This is a genomic window from Actinomadura livida, from assembly GCF_014648675.1.
Classification (GTDB): Bacteria; Actinomycetota; Actinomycetes; order Streptosporangiales; family Streptosporangiaceae; genus Spirillospora; species Spirillospora livida.
Map to the genome: position 1 here is coordinate 13,914 of NZ_BMRO01000020.1, position 24,356 is coordinate 38,269.

Here is a 24,356-nt window from a genome sequence, read left to right on the forward strand (position 1 = left end):
TCGAGCCACACCGTGGAGTGGCGCCGCGACACGTTGTCGTACTGCGTGAACGTCGACGCCACGGGGGACTGGCCCGCGTCGCGGCCCAGCACCAGGTGCTGCCCGACGGAGACCTTCAGCTCGCCCGTGGGGAACTGCACGCGCAGGATCGGCGTGCCCTTCCCCGGGAGCGGCCGCAGGCACGACTCGCACTGCGCGGCGCCCGGGTTGGACAGCACCGCCTCGCAGTAGGGGCACATGAACGCCGTGCCGCCCGGGTCCGCGCCGGGGCGCGGGCCCTGGTTCTGGTCGGGGGGCAGCAGGGTCGCCTCGCGCCCGTGCGGCGGCATCGGCGGCTGGCCGCCGCCGTGCTGCGGGGGCGGCGCCCCGAAGCCGTGGTCCGCCGGACCGGGCTGCGGCATGCCGAACTGGTCCTGGGGGGCGTACTGGTCCTGCGGCTGGTACTGCGGCTCGCGCTGCTGGTACTGGTCCTGCGGCGGCGGGAACTGCTGCTCCTGCGGCTGGCCGTACTGCTGCTCGGGCTGGCCGTACTGCTGCTGCGGCTGGGGTGCGCCCCACTGGTCCTGCTGGGGCTGCTGCTGGGGCATGCCCCACGGGTCCCCGCCCGGCTGCTGATGCTGCATGGGCGGCTGGCCGCCGCCGTGCTGCGGCTGCCCGCCCTGCTGGTTCGGGGGCTGGCCGTACTGGGGCTGACCGTGCTGGGGCTGACCGTGTTGAGGCTGGCCGTGCTGCGGTTGCCCGTGCTGGGGCTGGCCGTGTTGGGGCTGACCATGCTGGGGTTGCCCGTGCTGGGGTTGCCCGTGCTGGGGCTGGCCGTGCTGGTCGGGCATGGGCGGTGCGCCCCACGCGTCCGGCTGCGCTGGCTGCTGCTGCGGCGGGCCCCACGGGTCCTGCGGCTGGCCGGGCGGGCCCGGCTGGTGCGGAGCCTGGTGCTGCGGCGCCTGCTGCTGCTGGTAGGGGTCGTGCTGAGGTGCCGGCTGGTACGGCTGGCCGTGCTGCCCCGGGGTCCCGTACTGCTGGCCGCCCTGGGGGCCCTGCGGCGGGTATCCCTGCCGCTGCTGGTCGTCGTACCCGCCCGGCCCCTGCTGCCGGTGGGCGCCGCCGCCGGCGCGCGCCAGGTTGGCCCCGCAGCTCATGCAGAGCAGGTCGCCCGGCTGGAACGGCTCGTCACAGACAGGACAGTTCAAGGTCGCCATGACACATCCCCCGAGCGCACGCCGGCGCGGTCGAGCATCGACGTGAGCTGCTCCATGTCACCTCTTCGCGGGATCCCGATGTAGTACACCCGCCTTCCCTCCGGCCCTTCGTCCACGGACACCTGTACTCGGGGCCCTGTAGCCTTCTCAGTCTTCCCGATGCCGGCCAGTGCTCCGTACCGCTCGTGCCCCAGCGGGGACAACGGAACGACACGCTGGTTGGCCGACCCCCTCCAGAGTAGAGAGCCGTCCTGGGCGTGTCCCCCCTCGGGGTTGAGCCGGTCGACGTACGGCCCCGTGACCACGGCGTCGCACATGTCCAGGATCTCGCGCGTCTCACCGCTACGGGCGAGCCGCGAGTAGACATATCCGCTGTAGACCAATATGTCCAACGCAATCGTCTCACGGTCGCGGTTCTCTCGCCACGCGCGTATGCCCTTCAGCAGGGCCGCCAGCGCGGCCGGCTGCTGGAAGGGCTCGCCCCCCGAAACGGTCACCCCGTCCACGGGTCCCGGCAGGGAGTCCAGCCAGCCCAGGACCGCTTCGACGGGGACGGCCTTACCCGGATCCGCGTCCCACGTGTCCCGCGAGAGGCAGCCGTGGCAGTGCAGCGTGCAGCCCTGCGTCCAGATGCCGGCGCGGGTGCCGGGGCCGAGTGTGGTCACCGGGTAGTGCGCCTTGGCGAGCAGCAGCGTCCCGGCCGGGTCGCCGCCGCCCGTCCGGCCCTCCGGGGTCACGTGAGATCCAGATGGACGATGCCGCCCTCGCGGCGTATGCCGGTCACGGTGACCTTCTCGTCGGGGCCGAGGTCCCGGTCGAACAGCGCGCGCGCCAGCGGGTTGACGAAGTGCGACTCCAGCGCCATGCCGATCCCGCGGCCGCCCTTGTCCAGCTCCTCGGTGCACCACTCGCGGAGCGTCGCCAGCGGCTCGCTCTTCACGGTGAGGACGAGCCGGTGCTCGTCGGTGACCCGCCGGCAGATGTTCGCGAACTGCAGATCGAAGATCTTGTGCGCCGCCTCGGCGGAGATGAAGTCGAACACCACGATGTTGTCCCCGAACCGGTTGAGCAGCTCCGGCCGGTTGAGGACCTCGGTGAAGTGGTCGGCGACCGCGCTCTTGATGCGGTGCTGGACCTCCTCGTACGACATCCCCGGTGTGATGTTCTGCACCCTGGTGCCCATGCCGGGGTCGTGCGACGCGTCGCGGAGCGCGAGGTCCCGGCCGGGGACGAACATCCCGAGGTTCGAGGTGAAGATCAGGATCGACTCGGAGAAGTGCACGGTGTTGCCGCGCCCGTCGGTGAGCCGGCCGTCCTCCAGGATCTGGAGGAACTTGTCGAGGATCCGCGGATGCGCCTTCTCGATCTCGTCGAACAGGATCACCCGGAACGGGTCCTCGCGGACGGCGTTGGTCAGCTCCCCGCCCGCCTCGTGCCCCACGTACCCGGGCGGCGACCCGATCAGCCGGTCGCCGGAGCCCTCGCCGGAGAACTCGCTCATGTCGAAGCGCAGGTAGGCGGACTCGTCCCCGAAGACCAGCTCGGTGATCGCCTTGGCCAGCTCGGTCTTGCCGGTGCCGGTCGGCCCCGCGAAGAACAGCACGCCGCGCGGCCGGCTGCCGGACCGGGTCGCCTGCGCGCCCGACAGGCCGAGCACCGCCCGCTTCAGTATGTCGAGGGTCTTGGTGACGGCCTGCGGCTGCCCGATCACCCGCTCCGGGACGCGCCGCTCCCCCTCCAGCACGCGGCGCCGCAGGTGGCCGCGGCTCCACGGGTTGTCGAGCACGCCGAGCTTGTAGGTGCGGACCGCGTCCGGCAGATCGGCCAGGTCGACGTTGCGCTCCTTGGCCAGCCGGGTCACCTCGATCATCGACTGGAGGGTGAGCCCGTCGGCCTGCTCGGCGAACGCGTCGCACGCCGCGGCGGCGACCTCGTCCTCCCCGACGTCGCTGATCCCGAACGCGCGGGCCAGCAGCCGCGCGGTCTCCTGCCGGTCCCCGAGGTGCGGGCGCGGGATCGTGATCTCGCGGATGGTCTCGTTGTCGGTCGTCAGCCACGGCGGGAGGTCGCCGGGCCGCTCCACCAGCCACACGATCGGGTTGTACAGCGGCTTCGGCCGCGCCCCCGGCACCCGGACGGGACGGGCGCTGCGCGACAGCTTCGCGCAGACCCGGAAGAAGTCGCGCTCGGCGGGCTCCAGGTCGGTCGGGGTCCGGGCGATCCGCGACGCCGAGTCGATCACGAACGCGGCGCGGACGTTCTCCTTCGGCCGGGCCATCGCGGCCAGCAGCCGGGTCAGCGCCTCCAGCGACGGCTTGTCGTCCGGCTTGAGCTTGCCGAGCAGCCGCTCGGCGGCCTGCGCCGCCTCGTCCCCGCCCGGGTCGCCGGGGCCGGGGATGACCTGCAGCCCGTCCACCGGGTCGTAGACGGCCATGAACGACGCGCCGCTCGACCGCAGCGTCTCCCACAGCAGGGCGCGCAGCGGCAGCAGCTGCCCGTGCCCGCCGCCGTCCGCGGCCGGGGTCAGGAAGCTGTCGTACAGGTTGCCCGACAGGACGTACTGGGAGTGCACGGAAAGGGTCGCGTCCAGCTCCCGGATGAACGGCGGCCATCCCTGCAGCCGCCCACCGAGCGTGGGCGATTCAATGCTCATACCTGCTCCCCCGGCAATCCCGCACCTCAGTTGTGACGCTCGCGGTGGCGCTCGCGTTGGCTCGCACGGCCCCTAGTCTGCCCCGGCCGGGCCGCCACCGGCAGTTCGCGGACACCGGGCTCCAGCCGCCACGCCACGTCCGAGCGGATCCCCGCGTCGCGCAGCCGGTCGCGGGCGGCCTCGAACGCCTCGCACCACTCCCGCTCGCGCTCCACGTCGACGCGCCGGTCGTCCTCGCTCTCGGCGGGCCGCTCGCGCACCATCGATGCCCGGACGTGCGCGGCGTCGTCGACCTTCATCTTCACGCTGTGGTCGGGCCAGGCGCCCTTCGTCAGCGTCAGGGTGCCGTCGTCGGCGGTCAGCGTCTCGAACCCGGCCTGGACCTCGTACCCCATGTCCTCGAACGCCGCGGTGATCGAGTCGAGGACGTAGCGGCGCTCGGCCGCGGCCTGCTCGGCGGCGTCCCGCTCGGCCGCACGCCGCCGCTCCTCGGCGCGGCGCTCCTCGACGCGGCGGTTGGCGTCCTGGATCCGCAGCCGGACCTCCTGCAGGACGTCCTCGGCCTCCTCCGCGGTCCCGGTCCCGGCGAGCAGCCCGGCCGCCTCCGCGACCGCCCGCCGCTCCTCCTCGGCCGCGTCCGGCAGCAGCCGCGCCATGATCCGTTCGAGGTTCCGCCGGACGTCGTCCCCGGTGGGCGGCGGCGGTGCGCTCTTGCCCGTGTCGGCCGTGAGCCCTTCGGCGGGGGCCGTGAAGATCTGCGTGGCGACCTGGGCGGCGAGGTGTTCCGACAGGCGGCGCTCGGCCTCGTCCAGCAGGGGGTCGGTGGCGGCGCACCAGGCGGTCAGCTCCGCCGCTGACCGCTCGCCGGGCTGGAGCCGCTCGGGCAGCGCCGCCTCCGCGCCGATCTTCGCCGCGGTCTCGGCGAGCGCCGCGATGCGGGCGTTGCGCTCCACGACCTCCCGCAGGGCCCGCTCGTGCGTCTCGACCTCGGCCAGGGCCGCCGCCCGCGCCTCCGCGCGCCCCTCGGCGAGCGCGGCGAGCGCCTCCGCGCCCCGGCCCGCCAATCCCGCGCCGTGCCCCAGGACCCGGTTCATGCCCAGGCTGAGGACGACCGCGGCGTCCAGGACGACCTCCGCCTCGATCCCGCTGCTCACGAGCTTCCTCCGATCGTGCGCGCTTGGCGCCACTGGTGCAGCCTGACGCCCGCCCCCACGGCGTGGGATGCGGGACCCACAATGAGGAGGATCAGCCAGAGCATGCTTGCGATGGACGTCAGCGCCCCCACCAACAGCATGAGAATCAGCAGCGGGATCGTAATGGCGAGGAGCAGGAACCCGCAGCCGCGCCGCCCGGTGCTGCGCGCCGCGCCCGTCATCGTCTGCGACGCCTTCGACAGGCCGCGCCCGCTCGCCCCCAGGAAACCGGAGAGCATCGACCACGGCCCGTGCGGCAGGTAGTCCTTGCCCTGCGCGCGCGCCACGAACAGTTCGCTGCCGCAGTGCACCGCCCAGGCGAGCACGGAGAAGACGGCCAGGACGCCGAACGGGATGCCTGAGGACGACCTCTGCAGCCCGACCGAGGAGGTCCCGTCGCCGTCGCCGCCGCCGAACAGCGAGCCCACGACCCAGCTTCCGAGGAGCCAGAAGGCGAGGAAGGGCAGCGTCCAGAGCGCGGCCCGGGTCATCGCCGAACCGCGCCCGGCGAGCCGCTCCCGTTCCCGCTCGTCCCAGTGCGCGCGGAGCGCCTCGTCGCGCTGCCGCGCCGCCGCCTGTTCCCGCGCCCGCGCCTCGGTCTCCACGACGGCCTCGGGCGCGGCGAGCGTCACCGCGAGCAGCCGCAGCGGGTCGTCGCCCGCGCCGTCCGCCAGCCAGGTGAACCACGGCACCGGCTCGGTCGTCGCCGCGCGGGCCCGCGCGGCGCCCTCGGCGATCAGCCGATGGGTCTCGGCGGGACGCGCCGCCAGGGCGAGCAGCGTGAGCAGGACGGCGGGCGGGTCCTCGGCGCCCGCGTCGGGCAGCCGCCGCGAGAGACCCGGCGGCATGCCGTCCTGGCCGCGCAGCCAGCGCGCGAGGTCGTTCCAGGCGGCCACGTGGGCGCGCCACTGGTCGTCGATCCGGCCCAGGTCCTCGCCGGTGTCGAACCCCGCCAGGACGTGCAGCAGGTGCTGCTCCCAGAGCGCCCGCCCGATGAGGCACGCGGTCCGGTGGTCGGCGTGGCGGTGGTCGTCGGCGAGGACGGCGAGGCCGGGCAGGTCGCCGGACGCCAGCCGCCGGCCGAGGAAGTGCGGGGGGAGCGCCGGGTCCAGCCAGCGGACCAGGTGCAGCAGCTTCACGTCGGGGGGCAGCGCCGTGGTGAGGTAGCCGTCGACGAGGCCGATGCGGCTGTCGTCCGGTATGCCGGCGAGCCATTCGCGCAGGCTCCGCCACGCCTCGCCCGTCTCCCCGCGCCCGAAGAAGTACCGCGCGGCGTGGTCCCAGTTCTCGACGAGCGCGCGCGCCAGTTCGTCCCGGCGGGTGTAGCGGTGCCCCCTGAACGGGAGTCCGGCGCCCGTCTCGGGCTCGGCGCTCTCCTCCGCGACGGCCGGGGAACCGCCGTCCAGCCACTCGGCGACCTGCTCGCCCGCCCACCTCTTCCGGGGGTCGCGGGCCAGCAGCCCACGGCACAGCAGCCGCAGCCGCGGGTCGGGGACGTCGTCCGCGCTCACCGGGCGCGTCGCCAGGTGGTCGACCACGACGGTCTCGCTCAGTCCCTCGAACGGCGGCCGGCCCGTGGCCAGCTCCCGGACGATCATGCCGAGCGACCACCAGTCGCGGGCGGGCGACACCTGGCCGGACAGCGACTCCGGCGCCGCGTAGGCCAGCGTCCGCGAGGACGACGCGAACACCACGCTCTGGTCGAGGACCTTGCTCAGCCCGAAGTCGGCGATCGCCAGCCGGACCGGGTCGGTGCCCCGCACCAGCACGTTCTCCGGCTTGAGGTCGCGGTGGACGATGCCCGCGCGGTGCAGGGCCGTCAGCCCGGCCGCGAGCTGCGCCGCGATCTCGCCCGCCGTCTCCGCGGGCAGCGGGCCGCCGTCCATCAGCGTGCGGAGGTTGCCGTCCGGCGCGTACGCGGCGACCTCGTAGTCGCGGCCGTCCGCGTGCCCGGTCTCCAGGATGCGCAGGACGTGCGGGGAGTCCAGCGCGGGCAGCTTCGCCCAGACCTCCCGGTCCGCGCGGTACCCGCGGCGGAAGATCTTGGCGACGTACTCGTCGCCGTGCGCGTCCCGCACGAGCAGCAGGTCGGACTCGGCGCCCTGCACGGGCAGCTCCGCCACCGCCCGGTACCGCTCGCCGAGCACCGCGGGGAGCCGCATCAGCGGGTCGGCGGCCGCCTCCCCGTCCCGCCGCGTCTCGGACGCCGGACGCGGCCCCGGGACGCGGTCGTCGCGCCTCGTCGCCCCGGCTTCGGACTCCGTGTCGCGCCGCGTGTCCCGTGGTTGGGGACCGGCACCGGGCCCGGTCCCGTCGAACTCGCCCACCGGCTGCTCCGCCTAGTCCTTGTCCTTGATGACCCGCAGGTACTCGCTGATCTTGAACTGGTTGATCACGAACTCCATGAGGACCCGGACCGCCAGCATCTGGAAGAGCCACAGGAACGGTGCGGTGACGAGCAGCAGGAGACCGAAGAACGTCGCGTCCCGGGCGAGCCAGTCGAGCCCGTACCCCACCATCAGCAGCGCCAGCAGCGTGATCGGGACCAGCGAGATCACGTAGATGAGCTTGACCAGGCGCACGGTGATCATGTGGTCGAAGTTCATGTCGAACAGCGCACCGAGGATGCCCTTGCCCGCCGGATCGCGCGGTGGCGGCGTCCAGCCCTGCTGCTGGTCCTGCGGACCGTACGCCGGGCCGGGTGGGCGGGGGCCGGGGACCGCGCCCGGTTGCGGGATCTGCGGGTGCTGCCGGGGCGGCGGGCCGTACGGACCTCCCGGCGGTCCGGGCGCCGGCGGGTGCTGAGGGTGACCGGGGTCCGAAGGGTTCGTCATCGCCGTCGTCTCCAGTTCGGGGCCGCCTACAGGAAGACTCTAGAGCCTGTGTCCGGCGGCCGTCTCACCTGGCACATTAAATAGTCCACTATTCAAGTAATCGTGCTTGGGGCGGGCGGCGCAATCGTGTCCAGGGCCCTGGGGCCCAATTTGTGGCCGGATGTGGACTCCGGCTTGATCGTTGATCATCTGCGCGCCTTCCGGGAGAATGGCGTGGGGCTGTGTCCTCTCCGGGAGGCCGAGTGAGCGTTCTGCATCTGCCGCGGGGATCGGCGAGGGCACATGATACGCCCGGCACCTGCGCGGACACTTTTCAGTACGGATTTTTCCCCGGCAGACGGCCGTGTCGACCTCCGGAACATGATCGCCCGGCGGATGGAACCGCGGCAATGCCGTCGGCATCGAAGAATGCGGCACCACGGTTCAATTACAGTTCTTCCGTTGCATGGGTAAATCGCCCGGTTGTGACGATCGTGGTGACCGACGCCGGCGCACCCGCTGCCGGACGAGAACGATGATCGATCGTCCGCCGTGGAGAACAGGAGGGGCGGCCCAGTGAGGCCCGACGACGAGCCGAGGCGCCCGTGACAGCGGTCGTACTCGCGGGTGACTTCCCCAGCACGGGCATCCTCCAGGCCACCCTGGCTTACCGGGTCGGCCTGGACGGGGGCGACGAGGCGTGCGCCGCCTTCATCGACCACGTGGCGTACGCCCTCGGTCAGCGCGGCGCCGTGCTGGTGGTCTACCCGTCGTGGAAGGGCGAGCGGGCCCGCAGGATGGTCCGGCTGGCCCGGTCCGCCCTGCTCACCGACCGCGTCGCCGGCGTGCCGCTCGACGTGCCGCCGCTCGCGCTGTCGCTGATCGCCGACCAGCTGGCCTTCGCGTCCGGCTACGCGCGGCCCGGGGTCCTCGCGAGCCTCGCCGGGCGGCTGTCCGAGAGCGTCTACGCCGGGGCCTGGGTGAACAGCGTCGCCCGTATGGAGCACATCAAGACCGGCCTCGGTGCGCACGTGTCGTCCTACCTCCCGGGCAACGCCTTCTCGGTGTCGGCGGGACCGCGGCCCGCGGTGCACCGCATCACCGCGTCGAAGCCCGTCCCGGAGCCGGCCGTGCGCCCGGCCGATCCCGTGCTGATGCTGTTCGGGCACGAGAACGGCGACGTCGAGTGGCTGCAGCACAGGCTGCGGCCGGTGATCGGGGCCGTCTCGGTGACCGCGGTCGCCGCCCAGCCGATGAGCGCCCAGTACTGGGGCACCAGGAAGTATGCGGAGTTCGTCGCGTTCAGCGGGCACCCGCAGGCGCTGCAGAGCCTGCTCGCCGGTTCCCCCTACCGGCCCTGCGGCTGGTGCGGCGAGCCGACGGCGCTCCCCGAATGCCCGTTCTGCCTGATGGTCCAGCCGGGTCCCGAGGCGGCGCCCGCTCCAGGCCCGCCGGCGGGACCGAGCCGCCCGCCCGCCCCCCGGCCCGGACAAGCCGGGCCCGTCCAGGCGGAGCCCGCCCGGCCGCCGTCCGCCCAGCCGCCGCCGTCCGGGCCTGCGCACCAGGATCTCGAAGCCCCGCCGACGCGCCCGCAGCCGTCCCCGCCTGCCGGAGAGCGGAGTCCCCAGTGGCCACGCGCACTGGACCGGCGCGATCCGCATGCGGCCACACCCGTCCAGGCCGAGGAGGAACTGGCCGCGCCGACGCGCAGGGAACCGGTCCTCGCGGCGCCCGTCGGGCCTCCCCACGGCGCTGAGGGCGACGGCTCCGGCCGGCGGGACGACCGGACGCGCGTGCAGAACCCGCCGAGCTCCTGGGGCAAGGCCGCCCCGCCCGATGCCCGCCCGGCCGATGCGGCGGTTCCGGCCGCCGAACCCGCCGATGCCCCCGAACCCGCCGATGCCGAGACTGACGCCGCGGAGCCGCCGCCGTCCGAGCCGCCGCCGTCCGAGGGCACGTCGTCCATCGGGCACATCCTCAACGGTGGCGCGGAGCCGCCGGCCGGACCTCCCAGGCGCACGGCGCCGGACGACGACTGGCCGCGCGCCGGCACCGTCGGCTTCCGCCCGCGCCAACCTCGCTGAAGCTCCCGACCCTCCGACCCCCCGACTGAGAAACGGAGTCCCATGAACCCGCGCCAGCGACGTGGAGTTCTGCTGATGATCCTGGCTGCGCTCGGCGCCGTTGCCGTCTTCGTCAGCATCATCGGATACGTCGGCTCCGTCCGGGCCGAGGTGGGCGTGAAGACCGACGTGCTCAAGCTCAACCGGCCGATCAAGGCGTTCACCCCGATCACCGCGGACGACCTCGAACGTATCCGGGTGCCGCAGAAGTGGTCCCCGGACACGATGGTGACCGACATCGCCCAGCTGGAGGGCAAGGTCGCCGCGGCCGACCTCCCGGCGGGCTCCCATCTCCAGACGGGCATGCTCGTCCCCGGCCCCTCCCTGGAGCCCGGCCAACGCGAGATCGCCATCATGGTCGACGCGGAGACGGGCGTGGCGGGCAAGGTCCACGAGGGCATGACCGTCGACATCTACGCCACGTACCAGCGGCAGCAGGGCGAGCGGCAGCAGTCCTGCGCGGCGCGGATCGTCAGCGCGGCCCGGGTCATCCAGATCGGCCAGGAGACCGAGGTCAAGGACGAGCGGAACTCCTCGGTGACCGAGTCGCAGGTGCCGATCACCTTCGCGCTCAACGCGGCGGACAGCCTGAAGCTCACCCGCGAGGAGAGCTTCGCCAACAAGATCAGGCTCGCGCTCATCGGCGGGTCGGGGGCGGGCGTCGACGGCGTCAAGCTCCCGCCCGTCTGCGAGACGGTCCCGGCGAGGTGATCCGGTGATGAGCATCCAGATCCTGCTCGGCATCGAGGACCGCGACCTCGCCGCCTCGCTGACCGGCCAGTTCCGCGAACTGCCCGACATCAAGGTCGTCGCGGTGGAGACGTCGTCCAACCATGTGGCGGGCACGGTCGCGACCCTGCCGCAGCTGGACGTGGTGCTCGTGCACCAGGCGCTCGGGCCGCTGCCCGCGCTCGACCTGATCCGCGAGCTGGTGGTCCGCCGCCCGCAGCTCGCCGTCATCCTGATCGCCGACGAGGCGACCGCGGAGACGCTGTCGGCGGCGATGGCGGCCGGCGCCCGCGGGGTCATCTCGAACGAGCCGACGCTGTCGGAGCTGCAGAACCGCGTCCAGCAGGCGTCGGAGTGGTCGCGGACCATGCGGCGCCACTTCACCTCCGTCGAGGCGCCGGGGCACCCGGGCCGGCTGGCCCGGCTGGTGACGCTGTGCGGCGCCAAGGGCGGCGTCGGCACCACCACGCTGGCGATCCACCTCGCGATCGCGGCGTCGTCCGCGGGCCGGACGGTCTGCCTGGTCGACATGGACCTGCAGAACGGCGACATCCCGGGCTACCTGGACGTCCAGCACCGGCACAGCATCGCCGACCTCGCCGCGGCGGCCGGCGACCTGGACGGGGCCGTGGTCGCCGAGGCCCTGTTCGTGCACCCGTCGGGGCCGCACCTGCTGCTGGCGCCGGGGCAGGGCGAGGACGCGGAGGAGGTCTCGGCGCGGGCCGTCCGGCAGATCCTCACCGTCGTCCGGTCCCGGTACGACGTGGTGATCGTCGACGGCGGGACGCACATCGCCGACGCCAACGCGATGGCCGTGGAGCTGGCGGACGAGGCCGTCATCGTCACGACCCCGGACGTGCCGGCGCTGCGGTCCGCGCGGCGGCTGGCGCGTATGTTCGCGCGGCTCGCGATCCGCCGGGAGGAGGACGTGAGCGTCCTGCTCACCCGGCAGGACCGGCGCAACGAGATCCAGCCCGACCTGGCGCGCAAGATGGTCGGCTCCCCGCTGCGCGGCGTCACGGTGCCGGCGGTGTTCCGGGCGCTGGAGGAGGCCGCGAACACCGGCTCCCCGGGGGCGGTGAAGAACGCCGACTTCCGCAAGGCGGTCGGCCGGGCCGCCGCCGACCTCGGCCTGCTCGGCGCCGCGCCGGAGCAGGAGACCGTCCCGCCGTCCCGGCGGAAGCAGGGCGATGCGGGCGCGGTGGCGGTGGAGTTCGCCGGGATCCTCCCGCTCATCGTGCTCGTCTTCCTCCTGGTGTGGCAGGTCGTCCTGATCGGGCTGACCTCCACCTACTCCAGCCACGCGGCGAACGAGGCGGCCCGCGCGGTGGCGGTGCTCGGCTACGACAAGGGCAACACCGAGCAGGCCAGGGCCAACCGCGAGGAGGTCCGGCGCCGCGCGGTCGAACGCGTCAAGGGCGACTGGAAGGACCGCGAGCACCTCACCATCAACGTCGTGGACGGCTACGCCGTCGTCACGATCGACACCCCGATCCTCATCCCGGGGCTGCGCAGCTCTTGGGGGATCGAGACCCGGACGAAGATCGTCGACGAGGGGGAGGGGTGAGGGGCATGGCGGCGCGCCGGTCCCGGCGCCGGGGCGACAGGGGTGCCGTGGCATTGGAGTTCGCGGGCTCGGTGCCCATCGCGTTCTTCGTGATCTTCCTCTCCTTCCAGGCGTACATCTCGTTCACGACGGTGTCCCGCGTGGAGAACATCGCCCGGACCGGGGCACGGGAGGCCAGTCAGCGCTACGACCCGCGGCTGTGCGTCGAGTACGCGAGGAGCGTCCGGCCCGCGTGGCTGAACGACTACAGGATCGAGGGCGGAGCCACCACGGTGGACGGCGAGGACGCCGTCTACTGCCGGGTGGAGGCGAAGCTGCCGATCATCTTCAAGGGCGTGCCCTTGGACTACACCGTGAAGCGCACCGTCACCATGCCGCTGGGGTGAGCGATGGCACTCAAGGATCGCCTCGAAGACGACCGGTCGGCCGGCGACCGGACCAGCAAGAGCACCGTCCAGCATTGGCGGCAGCGGCTGCTGGAGGAGATCAACCTCGACGAGCTGGCGCGGCTGACGATGACGCAGCGGCGGGCCCGGCTGGAGAAGGTCGTCGGGCTGCTGGTGACGCGGGAGGGCCCCGTCCTCGCCGCCGGGGAGCGCGCCAACCTGATCCGCCGGGTGGTGGACGAGGCGCTCGGCCTCGGCGTGCTGGAACCGCTGCTCGCCGACCCGAGCGTCACCGAGATCATGGTGAACGGTCCCGACTCGATCTTCGTGGAGCGGGCCGGGCGGGTGTACCGGCTGGACAACGGGTTCGCCAGCGAGGAGCAGCTCTACCAGACCATCGACCGGATCGTCGCGCAGGTCAACCGGCGCGTGGACGAGTCGAGCCCGATGGTGGACGCGCGCCTGCCCACCGGCGAGCGGGTCAACGTGATCGTGCCGCCGCTGTCGCTGGTCGGGCCGATCCTGACGATCCGGCGTTTCCCCCGGTCGTACTCCGTCGAGGAACTCGTCGGCATGGGGTCGATGGACCCTGCCACCGGCATGCTGCTGGCCGCGTTCGTCCGGGCCCGCTTGAATCTGGTCATCTCGGGCGGTACCGGCACGGGGAAGACGACGATGCTGAACGCGCTGTCGGCGTTCGTCCCGGAGCACGAGCGCATCATCACGATCGAGGACTCCGCCGAGCTCCAGCTGAGACAGGAACATGTCATCCCGCTGGAGTCGCGTCCGGCCAACATCGAGGGCAAGGGCGCGATCACGATCCGCGACCTGGTCCGCAACGCGCTGCGCATGCGCCCGGACCGGATCATCGTCGGTGAGGTACGCGGCGGCGAGACGCTCGACATGCTCCAGGCGATGAACACCGGCCATGACGGTTCGCTGGTGACGGTGCACGCCAATTCGACCGAGGACACCGTGCACCGCCTCCAGACGCTGGCCAGCATGAGCGACGTCAAGCTGCCGTTCGAGGCGATCCGCGACCAGATCGCCAGCGCCGTCGACGCGGTCGTCCAGCTGAGCCGCGGCCCGGACGGGTCCCGCCGGATCACCGAGGTGGCGGTGGTGGACCCGGCCCGGCGCGACGCGTCCGCGCTCCGGCCCGCCGTGCGGTTCGAGTTCGATCCGATCGGCCCGGACCGCGAGGTCCGCGGCGCGTTCCGGCCGATGCAGCTGCCGGAGGCGCTGCTCACCCGGCTGTTCCACGCGGGCGAGACCGTCCCGCCGGTGTTCTCCACCGGCGCCCGCGGACCCGGCGGCCCCCCGGTGGGCGGCGGGACGAACGGCCACGGACCGCAGGGGGGCCGATGAACCGCACCGGTGAGGAGATGAGGGGGTGTCCGCCGTGAGCCTGCCACTGCCGGTGATCCTGCTGATCCTGGTGGCGACCCTGGCGCTGGCCGTCTGGGGCGTCGGCGACCTGGTGACCGGCTGGGCGCAGCGCAACCGCCTGGTCGCCCGCTCCGCGCTGGTCTCCGACCAGGAGATGACCGGCCTGATGTGGCGCTTGGACGTCGCGATCCGCCGCACCTCCGCGGGCAGGACGCTCGCCCGGCGGCTCGCGGCGTCGGGGATGCGGATCCGGGTGTCGACGTTCCTCGCGATGATGACGGTGACCGCCGTCGTGGCGATCTTCCTGATCGGGCGGTGGATGGCCCCCGTCTTCGGGATCGCCGCCGCGGTCGGAGTCGGCTTCGCGTTCCTGCACTACGTCCGGCGCAGGGAGGAGCGGCGCCGGGAGGAGTTCATCGCCCAGCTGCCCGAACTCGCCCGTGTCCTGTCCAACGCCACCCATGCCGGCCTCGTCATGCGCACCGCCATCGAGATCGCGGCGGACGAGCTGGCGGACCCGGCCGGGGAGGAACTGCGCCGCACCGCGGACGCGCTGCGCCTCGGCCAGCCGGTGGACGACGCGCTCCGCGACCTCGGCGAGCGGCTGCCGTCCCGGGAGCTGGGCGTGCTGATCAGCACGCTGGTGGTCTCCGCGAGGGCGGGCGGCTCGCTGGTCACCGCGCTGCGCACGATCGCGACGACGCTGGAGGAGCGCAAGGAGATCCGCCGCGAGGTCAAGACGATCATGGGCGAGGCCGTCGTCACCAACTGGGCGATCGGCCTGCTCGGCATCGCGGGGCTGGCGATGGTCAACGTGATCATGCCGGGCGCGCTGCGCGTGATGAGCGGCAAGCCGGCGGGCCAGCTCATCCTCGCCGTCGCCGGGGGCCTGTTCATCGCCAGCCTGTTGATCATCCGCAGGATGACCCGGATCGACGTGTGAGGTGAGCGTGGTCGTCTACGCCATGGGAGCCGGTGGGGCCCTGTGCGTTCTCCTGGGCGTCGTCGGGCTGGCCCAGCTCACCGCCGGGGAGCGGGTCGCCACCTCCGCGGTGCCGCTGGCCAAGAAGCCGGAAAAGGAGGAGAAGTTCGTCCTGGACGCCATCGCCGACCTCCTGGGCAGCCCGTTCGCCCGGATGGCGATGGAGCTTCTCGGCCCGTGGCGGACGAAGATCCGCAAGCGGATCGACGCGGCGGGCCGTCCCGGCGGGATGACGGTGGAGACCTACGCCCGCCGGACCGCGGGCTACACGGTGCTGTTCGGGTTGCTCGCCCTGGGGCTCATCGCCAACGGCCAGGCCCTGTACGGGATCCTCACCCTCCTCGGCTCCCTGCAGACCGAGCTGATCCTCTACAGCAAGCGGGTGGCCCGGCAGGAGGCCATCCAGCGGTCGATGCCGGATTTCCTGGACGTGCTGGCGGTGACGGTCAGCGCCGGGCTGAGCTTCCGCCTGGCGCTGGCGCGCGTCGCCGAGAGCATGCCGGGCCCGCTGGCGGAGGAGTTCATGGTGGCGCTGCGGCAGATGGAACTCGGCACACCGCGGCGGGAGGCGTTCGAGGATCTGCGCGACCGCAACAGCTCCGAGGCGGTGAACCTGTTCGTCACGGCGATCCTGCAGGCGGAGGAACTCGGCGCGCCGCTCGGGACGGCGCTGGTCGACATCGGCGGCGACATGCGGCGCGAGGCCGCCCAGTGGGCCAAGCGCAAGGCGCAGCGGACGACGCCGAAGATCACCGCGATCACGATGTCGATGACGCTCCCGGCGCTGATGCTGGTCGTGCTCGGCGCCCTTTTCATCGGGTCGGACCTGGGTGGTGCCGGTGGAATCCTCGGCGGGTAAGGGCGCGGCGGTCTTCCCGGAGCGCGTCGGGGCGGCCTTCCGGATGCTCATGGAGATCCGGATGCTGATCACGGCGCTCAGCATGCTGCTGCTGCCGCGCGAGCACCTGACGGCCGGCGTGTTCGCGCTCATGTTCTCGATGGTGCTGCTGTCCTGGGGAACGGCGCGGAAATGGCGGGTCGTGGCTCCGCGCGTCGCCGCCCACCCGTCCCTCTACACGCTCGACATGTTCCTATCCTTCGCGGTGCTGAGCGTGGGCGGCATCGCGGGCCCGTACTTCCTGTCCACCGTCGCGACCGCCACCATCGCCGGGCTCCTCTACCGGTGGCAGGGGATGCTGGCCGTGGCGGGCCTGCAGATTCTCGTCTACTACCTCACCTACGCGCTGTCCGCGCCCCGGGCGGGAGAGATCACCTTCCAGGTGCTGCTGGGCCAGCCGCTCTACTACCCGCTCGCGGGATTCGCGGGGGTCGCGCTGCGCCGTCTGCTGGACGACTACGCGGCCAAGGAGGCGGCGCTCCGCCAGGCGCAGGTCCTCGCGGCGGCGGCGCAGGAGAGGGCCCGGCTCGCCCGGGAGATGCACGACTCGCTGGCGAAGACGCTCCGGGGGATCGCGCTCGCGGCGTCCGCGCTGCCGCTGTGGGCGTCCCGGGACGCGAAGCGCGCCGCGCTGGAGGCGGAGCAGATCGCGATCGCCGCGGCGGTCGCCTCCCACGAGGCGCGCGACCTGCTCACGGAGCTGCGGGACGACGCCGTCACGCGCTCTCTGCACGAGGCCCTGCGGGAGGTCGCGGACCGATGGGCGGAGGGGACCGGGATCGCCGTGACCTGCGACCTCGACGCCCGGGTCGAGCCGGAGCTGCGGATGCGCCACGAGGCGGTGGCGATCCTCCGCGAGGTCCTGACCAACGTCGAGCGGCACGCCAAGGCGAATGCGGTGAAGGTGAGGCTCGTGAAGGAAGAGAACGACCTGGTACTGACCATCGCCGACGACGGCGGGGGCTTCCGGCCCCGGCAGCTGACGGACCTGGCGCGGGAGGGGCACTACGGTCTGATCGGCCTGCACGAACGCGCCCAGCGCGTGGGCGGCACGGTGACGATCTCGTCCCGGCCGGGGGACGGCACCACGGTCTCCGTCCGGCTCCCCGCGGACGTGTCCGGCGACGTACCGCTCGCGGAGGTGAGCTGACATGGTCGCACCGCGCGTGGTGGTGGTCGACGACAACGTCGTGGTCCGCTCGGGTCTGGTCTCGCTGGTGGAGGCGTCCGGCGCCGAGGTCGTCGGCGAGGCGGGCGACGGGCGCACGGCCATCGAACTCGTCGACCGGCTGAATCCGGACCTGGTCCTGCTGGACGTGCAGATGCCCCTGCTGGACGGGGTGGCCGCGGCGGAGGTGCTCAGCGCCAAGACGCGGGTCATCATGCTCACCTACACCGACGACCCGAAGGTGGTCAGGGCGGCCATCGGGAAGGGTGCCGTCGGTTACCTGGTCCACGGTACGTTCACGCCGGAGGAACTGACGGCCGCGGTCCACGGCGTGGTGGACGGCTCGAACCCGCTTTCCCCGGCCGCGGTCTCGGCGCTGGTCGGCGCGGTCCGCGGCGACTCGCAGAGCGCCCGTGATCCGGAGGGGGCCCGCGATCCCCGGGAGCCCCGCGAATCTCGGAGCGCGCCGGAATCTGGCGGTGACGACGGCCCCCGGGCGGTCCGGGAGAAGCCGGCCGGGCGCGACCGGTACGTCCCGGCGACGAGGAGGGACGGCGATTTCGGGCTGTCCGCACGCGAGGCCGATGTCATGGCTCTCATCGCGCGAGGACGTTCCAACGGCCAGATCGCCCAGCAGTTGTTCCTTGCCGAGAAGACCGTCAAGAACCATGTGAACCGCATTTATGCCAAGCTCGGCGTCACCTCGCGGGCCGCGGCGATCGCCCAATGGATAGGAACGTCGGAGGAGGGCGACGGATGATGCGGGCCTCCCCGTGCTCCGGCGGCACGGCCGAAATGGACCCGTCCCATTGGGTCCGTGGACCCCATCGTTCTTGGGTCCTATGGGCGGCGCCGATTGGGCCGCTGGGCCCTGGGGAGAGTGTTCTGAAATCCCTACTGTTGTCTGTGCCAGGGCGAGACAGAAACAGCCGGGAGGCGCCAGATGAACTCGTTGATCCCTCTCTACGTCACTCTCCAGACCTTCGTCCAGGACCGCGCCGAGCGGCTCAAGGAGCGAAGCGACCGCGGTGTCAGCGCGCTGGAGTACGGCGCTCTGATCGTGGTCGCCGCGCTGGTCGTCGGTATTCTCTACAGCCTGATCAACGGCTCGGTGCGGACCTCGGTCTCCAACGCGATCACCAAGCTGTTCAACCCCGGCGGGGGCGGCTCCAGCTGATTCCGGACGAGTCCGCGGGGCCGGGCCGGCTTGAAGTGCTCCGTCAGCGCCCGATGGGGGAACCGGATCTAATGCGGTTCCCCCATCGGGCGCTGACGGCTGTCCACGTCCTGGGAGAAGAATCATGATGCATCGCATGACTGTGAGAAGGCGCGCCGTCCGTTATGCGGTGGGGCCCCTCGCCCTCATACTCGCCCTCTCCGGATGTGCCGGTGACGATAAGCCGAAATCCGGAGGGACGCCGTCGAAATCGGCGAATACCGCGCAGGGTGGCGAACTCCGGCCGATCATGTCGGTACCGATGAACCACAAGGACGCTCCGGCGCACGTCGATCTGCTCGCGTTGAGCCGGACCGCGGCCGACACGGTCACCGCGCGCTTCAAGATCGTCAACGACGGTGAGCACCCGATCGACCTGGCGGAGAGCCTCGGGGAACCGGGTGACGCGACCGACCCCGGACTGGGTGACCCGCTCGCCGCCAGCGGGATCGGCCTGCTCGACGCGAAGAGCGAAAAACTGCACTACCCCCTGCAGAAGAAGACCGAGGATCTGGACAACTGCCTGTGCACCAGGCTCTTCAACAATCCCGTGCAGCCCGGCGGCCACATCGATGTCTACGCGACCTTCCCCACGCCGCCCGCCGGCGTGCAGAAGGCCACGATCGTGTTTCCGCTCGCCGTGCCTTTCCAGGACGTCCCGATCACCGGTGACCCGGTGAAGCCTCTCGAGAACCAGCTCGATCCGGCCCGGCTCCAGTTGGAGCAGCCCAGGGTCGTCGGTGTGCGGACCCTCACCGAGGGGACCGAGCAGACGGTGGACGACGACCCGAACGACCGGTCGGTGCGGTTGTCCGCCGACGTTCTCTTCGCCATCGACAAGGCCGATCTGACCCCGCGCGCCGAACGCCTCCTGCAGCAGGTTGCCAAGCAGATCGAGGCGTCGAAGGGGAAGACGGTCCAGGTCGACGGCCATGCGGACAAGACCGGGAACGACGCGATCAACGAGCCGCTGTCGGAGCGGCGCGCGAAGGCCGTCGCCGACCGGCTGAGGAGCCTGGTGACCCGGAAGGACGTGTCCTACAAAGCCGAGGGGCACGGCTCGAGGGAGCCGGTCGCTACCAATGAGACCGAGGAGGGGCGCCGCAAGAACCGGCGGGTCAGCGTGACGTTCGCCCGCCCGCCCGCGCCGGCCCCGCCGCCCGTGAACGGCGAACCCTACAAGCGCGGCTCCTCGACCGTGCTGGGCTCCGGGACGTTCCAGGCGGCCGCGGCGCAGGGGCTCAAGGTCGAGGTGAACAGCCTGCATCGCGACTCTTCGGGACTGACGATCCTGGTCTGGACACTGCGCAACACCGGGCAGGGGACCCCGGACTTCGGGCAGAAACTCGAGAAGTCCGCCTACGTGCACGGGGCCGACCCCCAGCCGATGAGGCTGGGCACCACCGGCGGCGTAATGCTCTTCGATTCCGCCAATCAGGTCCGGTACAACCCGATGAGCCTTGAAGGCGGCCCGTGCGTGTGCAGCCGGGTCGATGCCGGCGGCGCGAAGAAGACGGTCGGGCCCGGCGAGAGCGTCGTTCTCTGGGAGGCGTACAACCCGCAGGCAAATGCGGCGAACCTCGAAATGCAGGTCCCGTGGGAAAGGGGTGCCGACGCCGTGGTCAAGGGCCTCACGATCAGGTAGCCGCCATGACCGCCGTGGAGGATGCGAAGCACGACGTGCGCGACGCCGGCCGGGGTTCACGCCGTTCACGTGTGCGGATGCCGTCCGCGGCCACCCGCTCGTCGGTGATCTGGGCGGCGCTGGGTTTCTGCAGCGGGCTGGACCCGCTCGACGACAATTCCTTTCTCACCCATCTGCGGACAGGACACTGGATCCTGGGCCACGGAATACCCAGGGAGGATATGTACTCCTACACCGCACCCGGTATGCCGTGGATCGCCCAGTCGTGGCTGGCCGAGTCGCTCTATGCGGTCTTGGACGAGTTCACGGGCCCGAAGGGCATCCTGGTGATGAACGGCATCGTCGGCGCGGCCATCGCGTTCCTGGCGTTCCGGCTGGCCGATCGGTTGCGGAACGGCGGGCGGACCGTTCACATCGTGCTGCCGGCCCTCGCGGTGTCGTTGCATTTCTGGGTCGAGCGTCCGCTGCTCTTCGGCGTCCTGGCATTCCTGGTCCTGCTGTGGATCGTCGAGGTTCCGGACTCCCGGGCGGGTCGGCGTCCGCTGGCGACCGTTCCGGTATTGATGTGCCTCTGGGCGAACGTGCACGGGTCCTTCGCGCTCGGATTCCTCTACATCGCGCTGCATCTGGCCGGGCGCCGGCTCGATGGAGCGGCGCTGTGGCAGGGAAGGGAACGCCGACTGGTCTGGGCCGCGGCACTGGGCTTCGCGGCGTGTCTCATCAACCCCTACGGGTATCGGCTGCTGCTTTTCCCGCTGACCCTGCTGTCGAAGGGCGAGGTTCTCCGGCACGTCCAGGAATGGCAGTCACCGGACTTCCGGTCCACGCTCGGTGTCACTTTCGCCGTCTGGATCGCGGTGTTCGCAGCGGTGCTGGCGCGGGCGCCCCGCAGGGCCTCCCGCCGCGACCTGGTCGTGGCCGTGGCCTTCCTGCTGCTCGGCTTCTGGGCGCTGCGCAATCTCGCCATCGCCTCGCTCGTCGGCCTGCCGATCGCGGCACGCCTGCTCGCGACGCCCGAGAAGGGCCGGGAACGGCGCTCGCCGGCCGACCTGGGCGTCATCGTGGTGATGACGGCGACCGTGGCGCTGGTATCGGGAACGATCTTGTCGAGGCCGGTCTTCGCCTTCGACGAATATCCCGTCCGGGCCATGCGGGTGATCGAGCAGAAAGGTCTTCTGGGACAGCGGCTCTTCACGACGCACACCTGGAACGCCTACGTGATCCACGCCTACTGGCCGCGCCAGAAAGTATTCATGGACGATCGCTATGACATGTATCCGGTGGCCTTCACCAGGGAGTACATGAAGGTTCGCAACGGAGGTCCAGAGTGGCGGGGAATGCTCGACCGGTACCGGGTTCAGGTAGTGATGTGGGAGACGGGCGCGCCGCTCACCCAGCTGGTCGCCACGGACCGGGCGTGGCGGCAGATCTACCGCGATCGTCAGGCGACCGTCTTCGTCAGGCGCTGACCCGGATCGGCGGAGCGACCCGGCGCGAGGTCACGGCCGTCTGGGCGCTCACGCGCGTTCTCATGTTCGCGATCCTGCTGCTTCCCGGGTATCCCATCGAAGCGATCATCGGCGACACCGGGCTGTACCGGGAATGGGCGGAGCAGATCGTCACGGGGCGGTTCCCGAGCGGCGACGACCGGTGGCAGTATCCGCCGCTGGCGGCACTGATGATCGTCCCGCCGCATCTGCCGGGGACCGTTTACGGACTCTGGTTCATGCTCGCCGCGCTCCTGCTCGACCTGCTGGTGCTCCGGCTCCTGCTCCGCTTCTCCGGGCAGGCCGCGGGCGCCTGGTGCTGGGTCGCCGGGCTCCTTCTCCTCGGCCCGGTCTCCTACCTCCGCATCGACCTGCTGGTGACGGCGGTCGCGGTGTGCGCCCTGCTGGTGATGTCGCGCTCCCGGGCGTTCGGCGCCCTGGTCGCCGCCGGGACGTTGATCAAGGCGTGGCCCGCCGTCCTGCTGCTGTCGCTCCCGCGCGGCAGGGCGTCCGTCCGTGCGGTGACGGCGTCCGTCCTGACGGGCGCTGGGATCGCGGGCCTGGTGTCCCTGCTCATGGACGATCCGTGGTCCTTCGTCGGCGGGCAGGGGGGCCGGGGGATCGAGATCGAGGCCGTGGCGGCCATGCCGTTTCACGTCGCGCGGCATTTCGGCTGGCCGGGATCGGTCGAGTACAGGTACGGGTCCTGGGAACTGCTGGGCCCGGGCGTCCAGGTGGCCGGACGGCTGAGCATGGTTCTGACCGCGGCCGGGCTGGCGCTGGTCGGCGGCATCGCATGGCGTCGTCGTCCTGCCGCGTGGGATCCGGCCTTCGGCGCCGAGGTGGCACTCGCCGCGACGTTGCTCGTGGTGATCACCAGCCGCGTCCTGTCCCCCCAGTACATGATCTGGGTCATCGGCGTGACCGCGGTCTGCCTTGTGCATCGGGGCGCCCGGCAGGGGCCGGTGGCGCTGCTGGTGCTGGTCGCGGCCGGATTGACCCATCTGGAGTTCCCAGTGGCGTGGGGCGCGGTCCGGGACGGCGATCCGATCGCCTTGGGGGTCGTCGCGGTGCGGAACCTCCTGCTGGCCGGTGCGGCGGCAGTCGTGGTCCGCGGACTGTGGGCGGGCAGGGGAAGCGGCGGCGAGGACGCGAAGGTCAGGCCGGGTCGAGGCTGAAATCATCGAAGGTCACCAGGGTGCCCGGGTCGGTTGCCAGGCGTCCTTCCCGCCCCGCGATGATTCCGGCCGTTCCGCCGGTCAAGTGGCCGATCGTGTCGGTGGCTTGGGCGACCTCTCTCCCGTCGACCAGAGCCTTGATCGTGACGCCTTCTCCAGTGTCGACGCAGATCGCGCCGACCTGTGCTCCGGCCAGGGCGTCACCGGTGGACGGCAGTGCCGACGTGGCCAGCTCGCTGCCCGAGATGGGGCCGCCCTTCCTGATCCTGGCTTGACCGTTGCGCTTCATCAGCACGGCATACTGCGCCTCGCCGGAATTCCGGCAGTAGACGCCCGCCTCATCCTCGGGATTCGCCGACTGAATACGTACCGTGACCGCGACCTTCACGTTCTTGGGCGGATCCTGCACGGGGGCCTGCTGCAACTGGTAAAAGCCCGTGCCGTATTGGGATATCGCGAAGACCCCGTCCTTGTACTCTTCGTACTCCATGTTCGCCCGGCCGGTCCGCCAACCCGATTCCGGGTCGGAGAAGTCGTCTTTCAGCAGGGCCCCGGAACTGCCGCCGCCCTGGTCCGGCCGGAGGAGGACGACCAGGCCGCCCGCGATGGCGAGCGCCGCGATGACCCCGAGGACGAGGGCCACTCGGTGGCGGAATGTGCGCCTGTCCGAGAAATAGCGGGTGCGGCCGTCCGACGCGGGGGGAAGGGATGTGCCGGCCGGGAGTTCCGGGACCGTCGGGCCGACCATTCCCACGGACCGCGCCGCTCGCTCGGTGTCGCTCTGGCCGGTCAGCTCCTGCAGCAGTTGCGCCGAAGTGGGGCGCGACGCCGGGTCCTTCGCCAGGGCCCGGACGACGAGATCGCGCAGGGGCGACTTCAGCCCGTCCAGGCGCGGTTCGCCATAGACGGTCTTGTAGAGCACCTCGCCGACGTTCTCGCCGTGGAACGGGAGCCTGCCGGTTCCCGCGTAGGCCATGACGCTGCCCCAGGAGAACACGTCCGCCGCGGCCGTGATCGGTGCGTCGATCAGCCCTTCGGGCGCCATGAAGGCGGGCGTGCCCATGCTCTGGCCGGCGCGGGTGAGGCGGTGGTCGGTGCCCAGTCTCCGCGCGATCCCGAAATCGATGACGCGCGGGCCGAACGGGGACAGCAGGATGTTCTCCGGCTTGAGGTCGCGGTGGACGACGCCCGCGCTGTGGATGGCGGCGAGTGCGGTGGCCACACCGACGGCCAGCCCGTCCAGATCCGATCCACCGAGGGGGCCGTGGGAGTGGACGACCCGTTCGAGGGTGGGGCCCTGGATGTACTCCGTCACCACGTAGAACGGCTCGCCGTCCAGCTTCGCGTCGAGGACGGGAGCGGTGCAGAACGGGCGGACCTGGCGCGCCGCGGTCACTTCCCGGCGAAAGCGCTCACGGAAATCCGCGGTGCCCGTCATCTCCCGGTTAATGATCTTGATGGCCACCCGGCGGCCGTCCGGGGCCTCGGCGAGATGGACCGTCCCCATTCCGCCGCGGCCCAGTTCGCGCACCAGCCGGTACGGGCCGACCCGGCGGCCGGGGATTGCGGCATCGTCCGTTTCCGCCGAAGTCATGCCGACGACGTTAGCCAGGGCTCGCGGGACACGGCAAGTGACGTCCGAATTAGGTCCCAAGGCCCAGAAGTCCCACATCTCGCCTGCTGAGAATACGGGTCGGCCGGGGCCCGGGGACCCTGGGTTATTCCGGACGCAG

At 71.7% G+C, this 24,356-nt stretch carries 21 protein-coding genes; 14 read left to right on the forward strand and 7 right to left on the reverse strand.

Annotated features, from left to right (window positions below; genetic code table 11):
* Window positions 1–329 (reverse strand): hypothetical protein (locus tag IEZ03_RS33195; protein ID WP_189241265.1); only part of this gene is annotated, 329 nt, incomplete at its 3' end.
* Here IEZ03_RS33195 and IEZ03_RS33200 point away from each other — a divergent pair.
* A complete protein-coding gene (locus IEZ03_RS33200) occupies window positions 318–1,280 on the forward strand; it encodes a hypothetical protein (RefSeq protein ID WP_184881284.1) in 963 nt (320 codons plus the stop codon). The two genes, IEZ03_RS33195 and IEZ03_RS33200, sit on opposite strands and share 12 nt — an antisense overlap.
* Here IEZ03_RS33200 and IEZ03_RS33205 read toward each other — a convergent pair.
* From IEZ03_RS33205 to IEZ03_RS33225, 5 genes are read right to left on the reverse strand one after another with little or no spacing between them, the layout of a single operon-like run.
* On the reverse strand, window positions 1,184–1,933 hold the full coding sequence (locus IEZ03_RS33205) for a 4Fe-4S single cluster domain-containing protein (RefSeq protein ID WP_184881286.1): 750 nt from the start codon (window positions 1,931–1,933) through the stop codon (window positions 1,184–1,186). The genes IEZ03_RS33200 and IEZ03_RS33205 overlap by 97 nt on opposite strands.
* Window positions 1,930–3,849 (reverse strand): AAA family ATPase, encoded by a 1,920-nt coding sequence (locus tag IEZ03_RS33210; protein WP_184881287.1) that lies wholly within the window; start codon window positions 3,847–3,849, stop codon window positions 1,930–1,932. Before IEZ03_RS33210 ends, IEZ03_RS33205 begins: the two co-directional genes overlap by 4 nt.
* A 26-nt stretch (window positions 3,850–3,875) precedes the next feature.
* Entirely contained in the window at window positions 3,876–5,003 is a 1,128-nt protein-coding gene (locus IEZ03_RS33215; RefSeq protein ID WP_184881289.1) for a response regulator receiver protein, read from the reverse strand.
* The gene (locus tag IEZ03_RS33220; RefSeq protein ID WP_229808732.1) at window positions 5,000–7,369 is read right to left on the reverse strand and encodes a protein kinase domain-containing protein; all 2,370 of its coding nucleotides are present in this window, start codon (window positions 7,367–7,369) and stop codon (window positions 5,000–5,002) included. The genes IEZ03_RS33215 and IEZ03_RS33220 overlap by 4 nt, the downstream gene beginning before the upstream one ends.
* Before the next feature lie 12 nt (window positions 7,370–7,381).
* A complete protein-coding gene (locus IEZ03_RS33225) occupies window positions 7,382–7,876 on the reverse strand; it encodes a DUF4282 domain-containing protein (protein WP_184881291.1) in 495 nt (164 codons plus the stop codon).
* Window positions 7,877–8,460: 584 nt separating this feature from the next.
* On the opposite strand from IEZ03_RS33225, the gene IEZ03_RS33230 reads away from it, so the two are divergent.
* The 13 genes from IEZ03_RS33230 (at window position 8,461) to IEZ03_RS33290 (ending at window position 22,623) form a co-directional block, all read left to right on the forward strand.
* Window positions 8,461–9,939 (forward strand): hypothetical protein, encoded by a 1,479-nt coding sequence (locus tag IEZ03_RS33230; protein ID WP_184881293.1) that lies wholly within the window; start codon window positions 8,461–8,463, stop codon window positions 9,937–9,939.
* A 75-nt stretch (window positions 9,940–10,014) separates the two neighbouring features.
* The gene (cpaB, locus tag IEZ03_RS33235) at window positions 10,015–10,689 is read left to right on the forward strand and encodes a Flp pilus assembly protein CpaB (protein ID WP_184881295.1); all 675 of its coding nucleotides are present in this window, start codon (window positions 10,015–10,017) and stop codon (window positions 10,687–10,689) included.
* Window positions 10,690–10,696: 7 nt separating this feature from the next.
* Window positions 10,697–12,274: a CpaE/TadZ family protein gene (locus tag IEZ03_RS33240; RefSeq protein ID WP_221480583.1), complete on the forward strand. Its 1,578-nt coding sequence runs from the start codon at window positions 10,697–10,699 to the stop codon at window positions 12,272–12,274.
* A gap of 47 nt (window positions 12,275–12,321) precedes the next feature.
* Window positions 12,322–12,660: a TadE/TadG family type IV pilus assembly protein gene (locus IEZ03_RS33245; protein WP_184881299.1), complete on the forward strand. Its 339-nt coding sequence runs from the start codon at window positions 12,322–12,324 to the stop codon at window positions 12,658–12,660.
* Window positions 12,661–12,663: 3 nt separating this feature from the next.
* Window positions 12,664–14,028, forward strand: a complete 1,365-nt coding sequence (locus IEZ03_RS33250) for a TadA family conjugal transfer-associated ATPase (protein WP_184881301.1) — start codon at window positions 12,664–12,666, stop codon at window positions 14,026–14,028.
* A gap of 34 nt (window positions 14,029–14,062) precedes the next feature.
* Window positions 14,063–14,992 carry a type II secretion system F family protein gene (locus IEZ03_RS33255; RefSeq protein WP_184881303.1) on the forward strand — a complete coding sequence of 310 codons (930 nt, stop codon included), beginning with the start codon at window positions 14,063–14,065 and terminating at the stop codon, window positions 14,990–14,992.
* A 1-nt stretch (window position 14,993) separates the two neighbouring features.
* The gene (locus tag IEZ03_RS33260) at window positions 14,994–15,890 is read left to right on the forward strand and encodes a type II secretion system F family protein (RefSeq protein ID WP_229808733.1); all 897 of its coding nucleotides are present in this window, start codon (window positions 14,994–14,996) and stop codon (window positions 15,888–15,890) included.
* Complete coding sequence (locus tag IEZ03_RS33265; protein ID WP_184881305.1) at window positions 15,871–17,079, forward strand: sensor histidine kinase; 1,209 nt, start codon at window positions 15,871–15,873, stop codon at window positions 17,077–17,079. Before IEZ03_RS33260 ends, IEZ03_RS33265 begins: the two co-directional genes overlap by 20 nt.
* A gap of 1 nt (window position 17,080) precedes the next feature.
* Window positions 17,081–17,857 carry a response regulator gene (locus IEZ03_RS33270; protein ID WP_184881307.1) on the forward strand — a complete coding sequence of 259 codons (777 nt, stop codon included), beginning with the start codon at window positions 17,081–17,083 and terminating at the stop codon, window positions 17,855–17,857.
* Window positions 17,858–18,040: 183 nt separating this feature from the next.
* Window positions 18,041–18,274 (forward strand): DUF4244 domain-containing protein, encoded by a 234-nt coding sequence (locus IEZ03_RS33275; protein ID WP_184881309.1) that lies wholly within the window; start codon window positions 18,041–18,043, stop codon window positions 18,272–18,274.
* A 124-nt stretch (window positions 18,275–18,398) separates the two neighbouring features.
* The gene (locus IEZ03_RS33280) at window positions 18,399–19,958 is read left to right on the forward strand and encodes an OmpA family protein (protein ID WP_184881311.1); all 1,560 of its coding nucleotides are present in this window, start codon (window positions 18,399–18,401) and stop codon (window positions 19,956–19,958) included.
* Between the two features lie 5 nt (window positions 19,959–19,963).
* Window positions 19,964–21,427, forward strand: a complete 1,464-nt coding sequence (locus IEZ03_RS33285) for a hypothetical protein (RefSeq protein ID WP_184881313.1) — start codon at window positions 19,964–19,966, stop codon at window positions 21,425–21,427.
* Between the two features lie 62 nt (window positions 21,428–21,489).
* On the forward strand, window positions 21,490–22,623 hold the full coding sequence (locus tag IEZ03_RS33290) for a glycosyltransferase 87 family protein (protein WP_184881315.1): 1,134 nt from the start codon (window positions 21,490–21,492) through the stop codon (window positions 22,621–22,623).
* Here IEZ03_RS33290 and IEZ03_RS33295 read toward each other — a convergent pair.
* Window positions 22,604–24,295, reverse strand: coding sequence for a serine/threonine-protein kinase (locus IEZ03_RS33295; RefSeq protein ID WP_184881317.1), 1,692 nt, complete (start codon window positions 24,293–24,295; stop codon window positions 22,604–22,606). The genes IEZ03_RS33290 and IEZ03_RS33295 overlap by 20 nt on opposite strands.
* Between the last annotated feature and the right edge of the window lie 61 nt (window positions 24,296–24,356).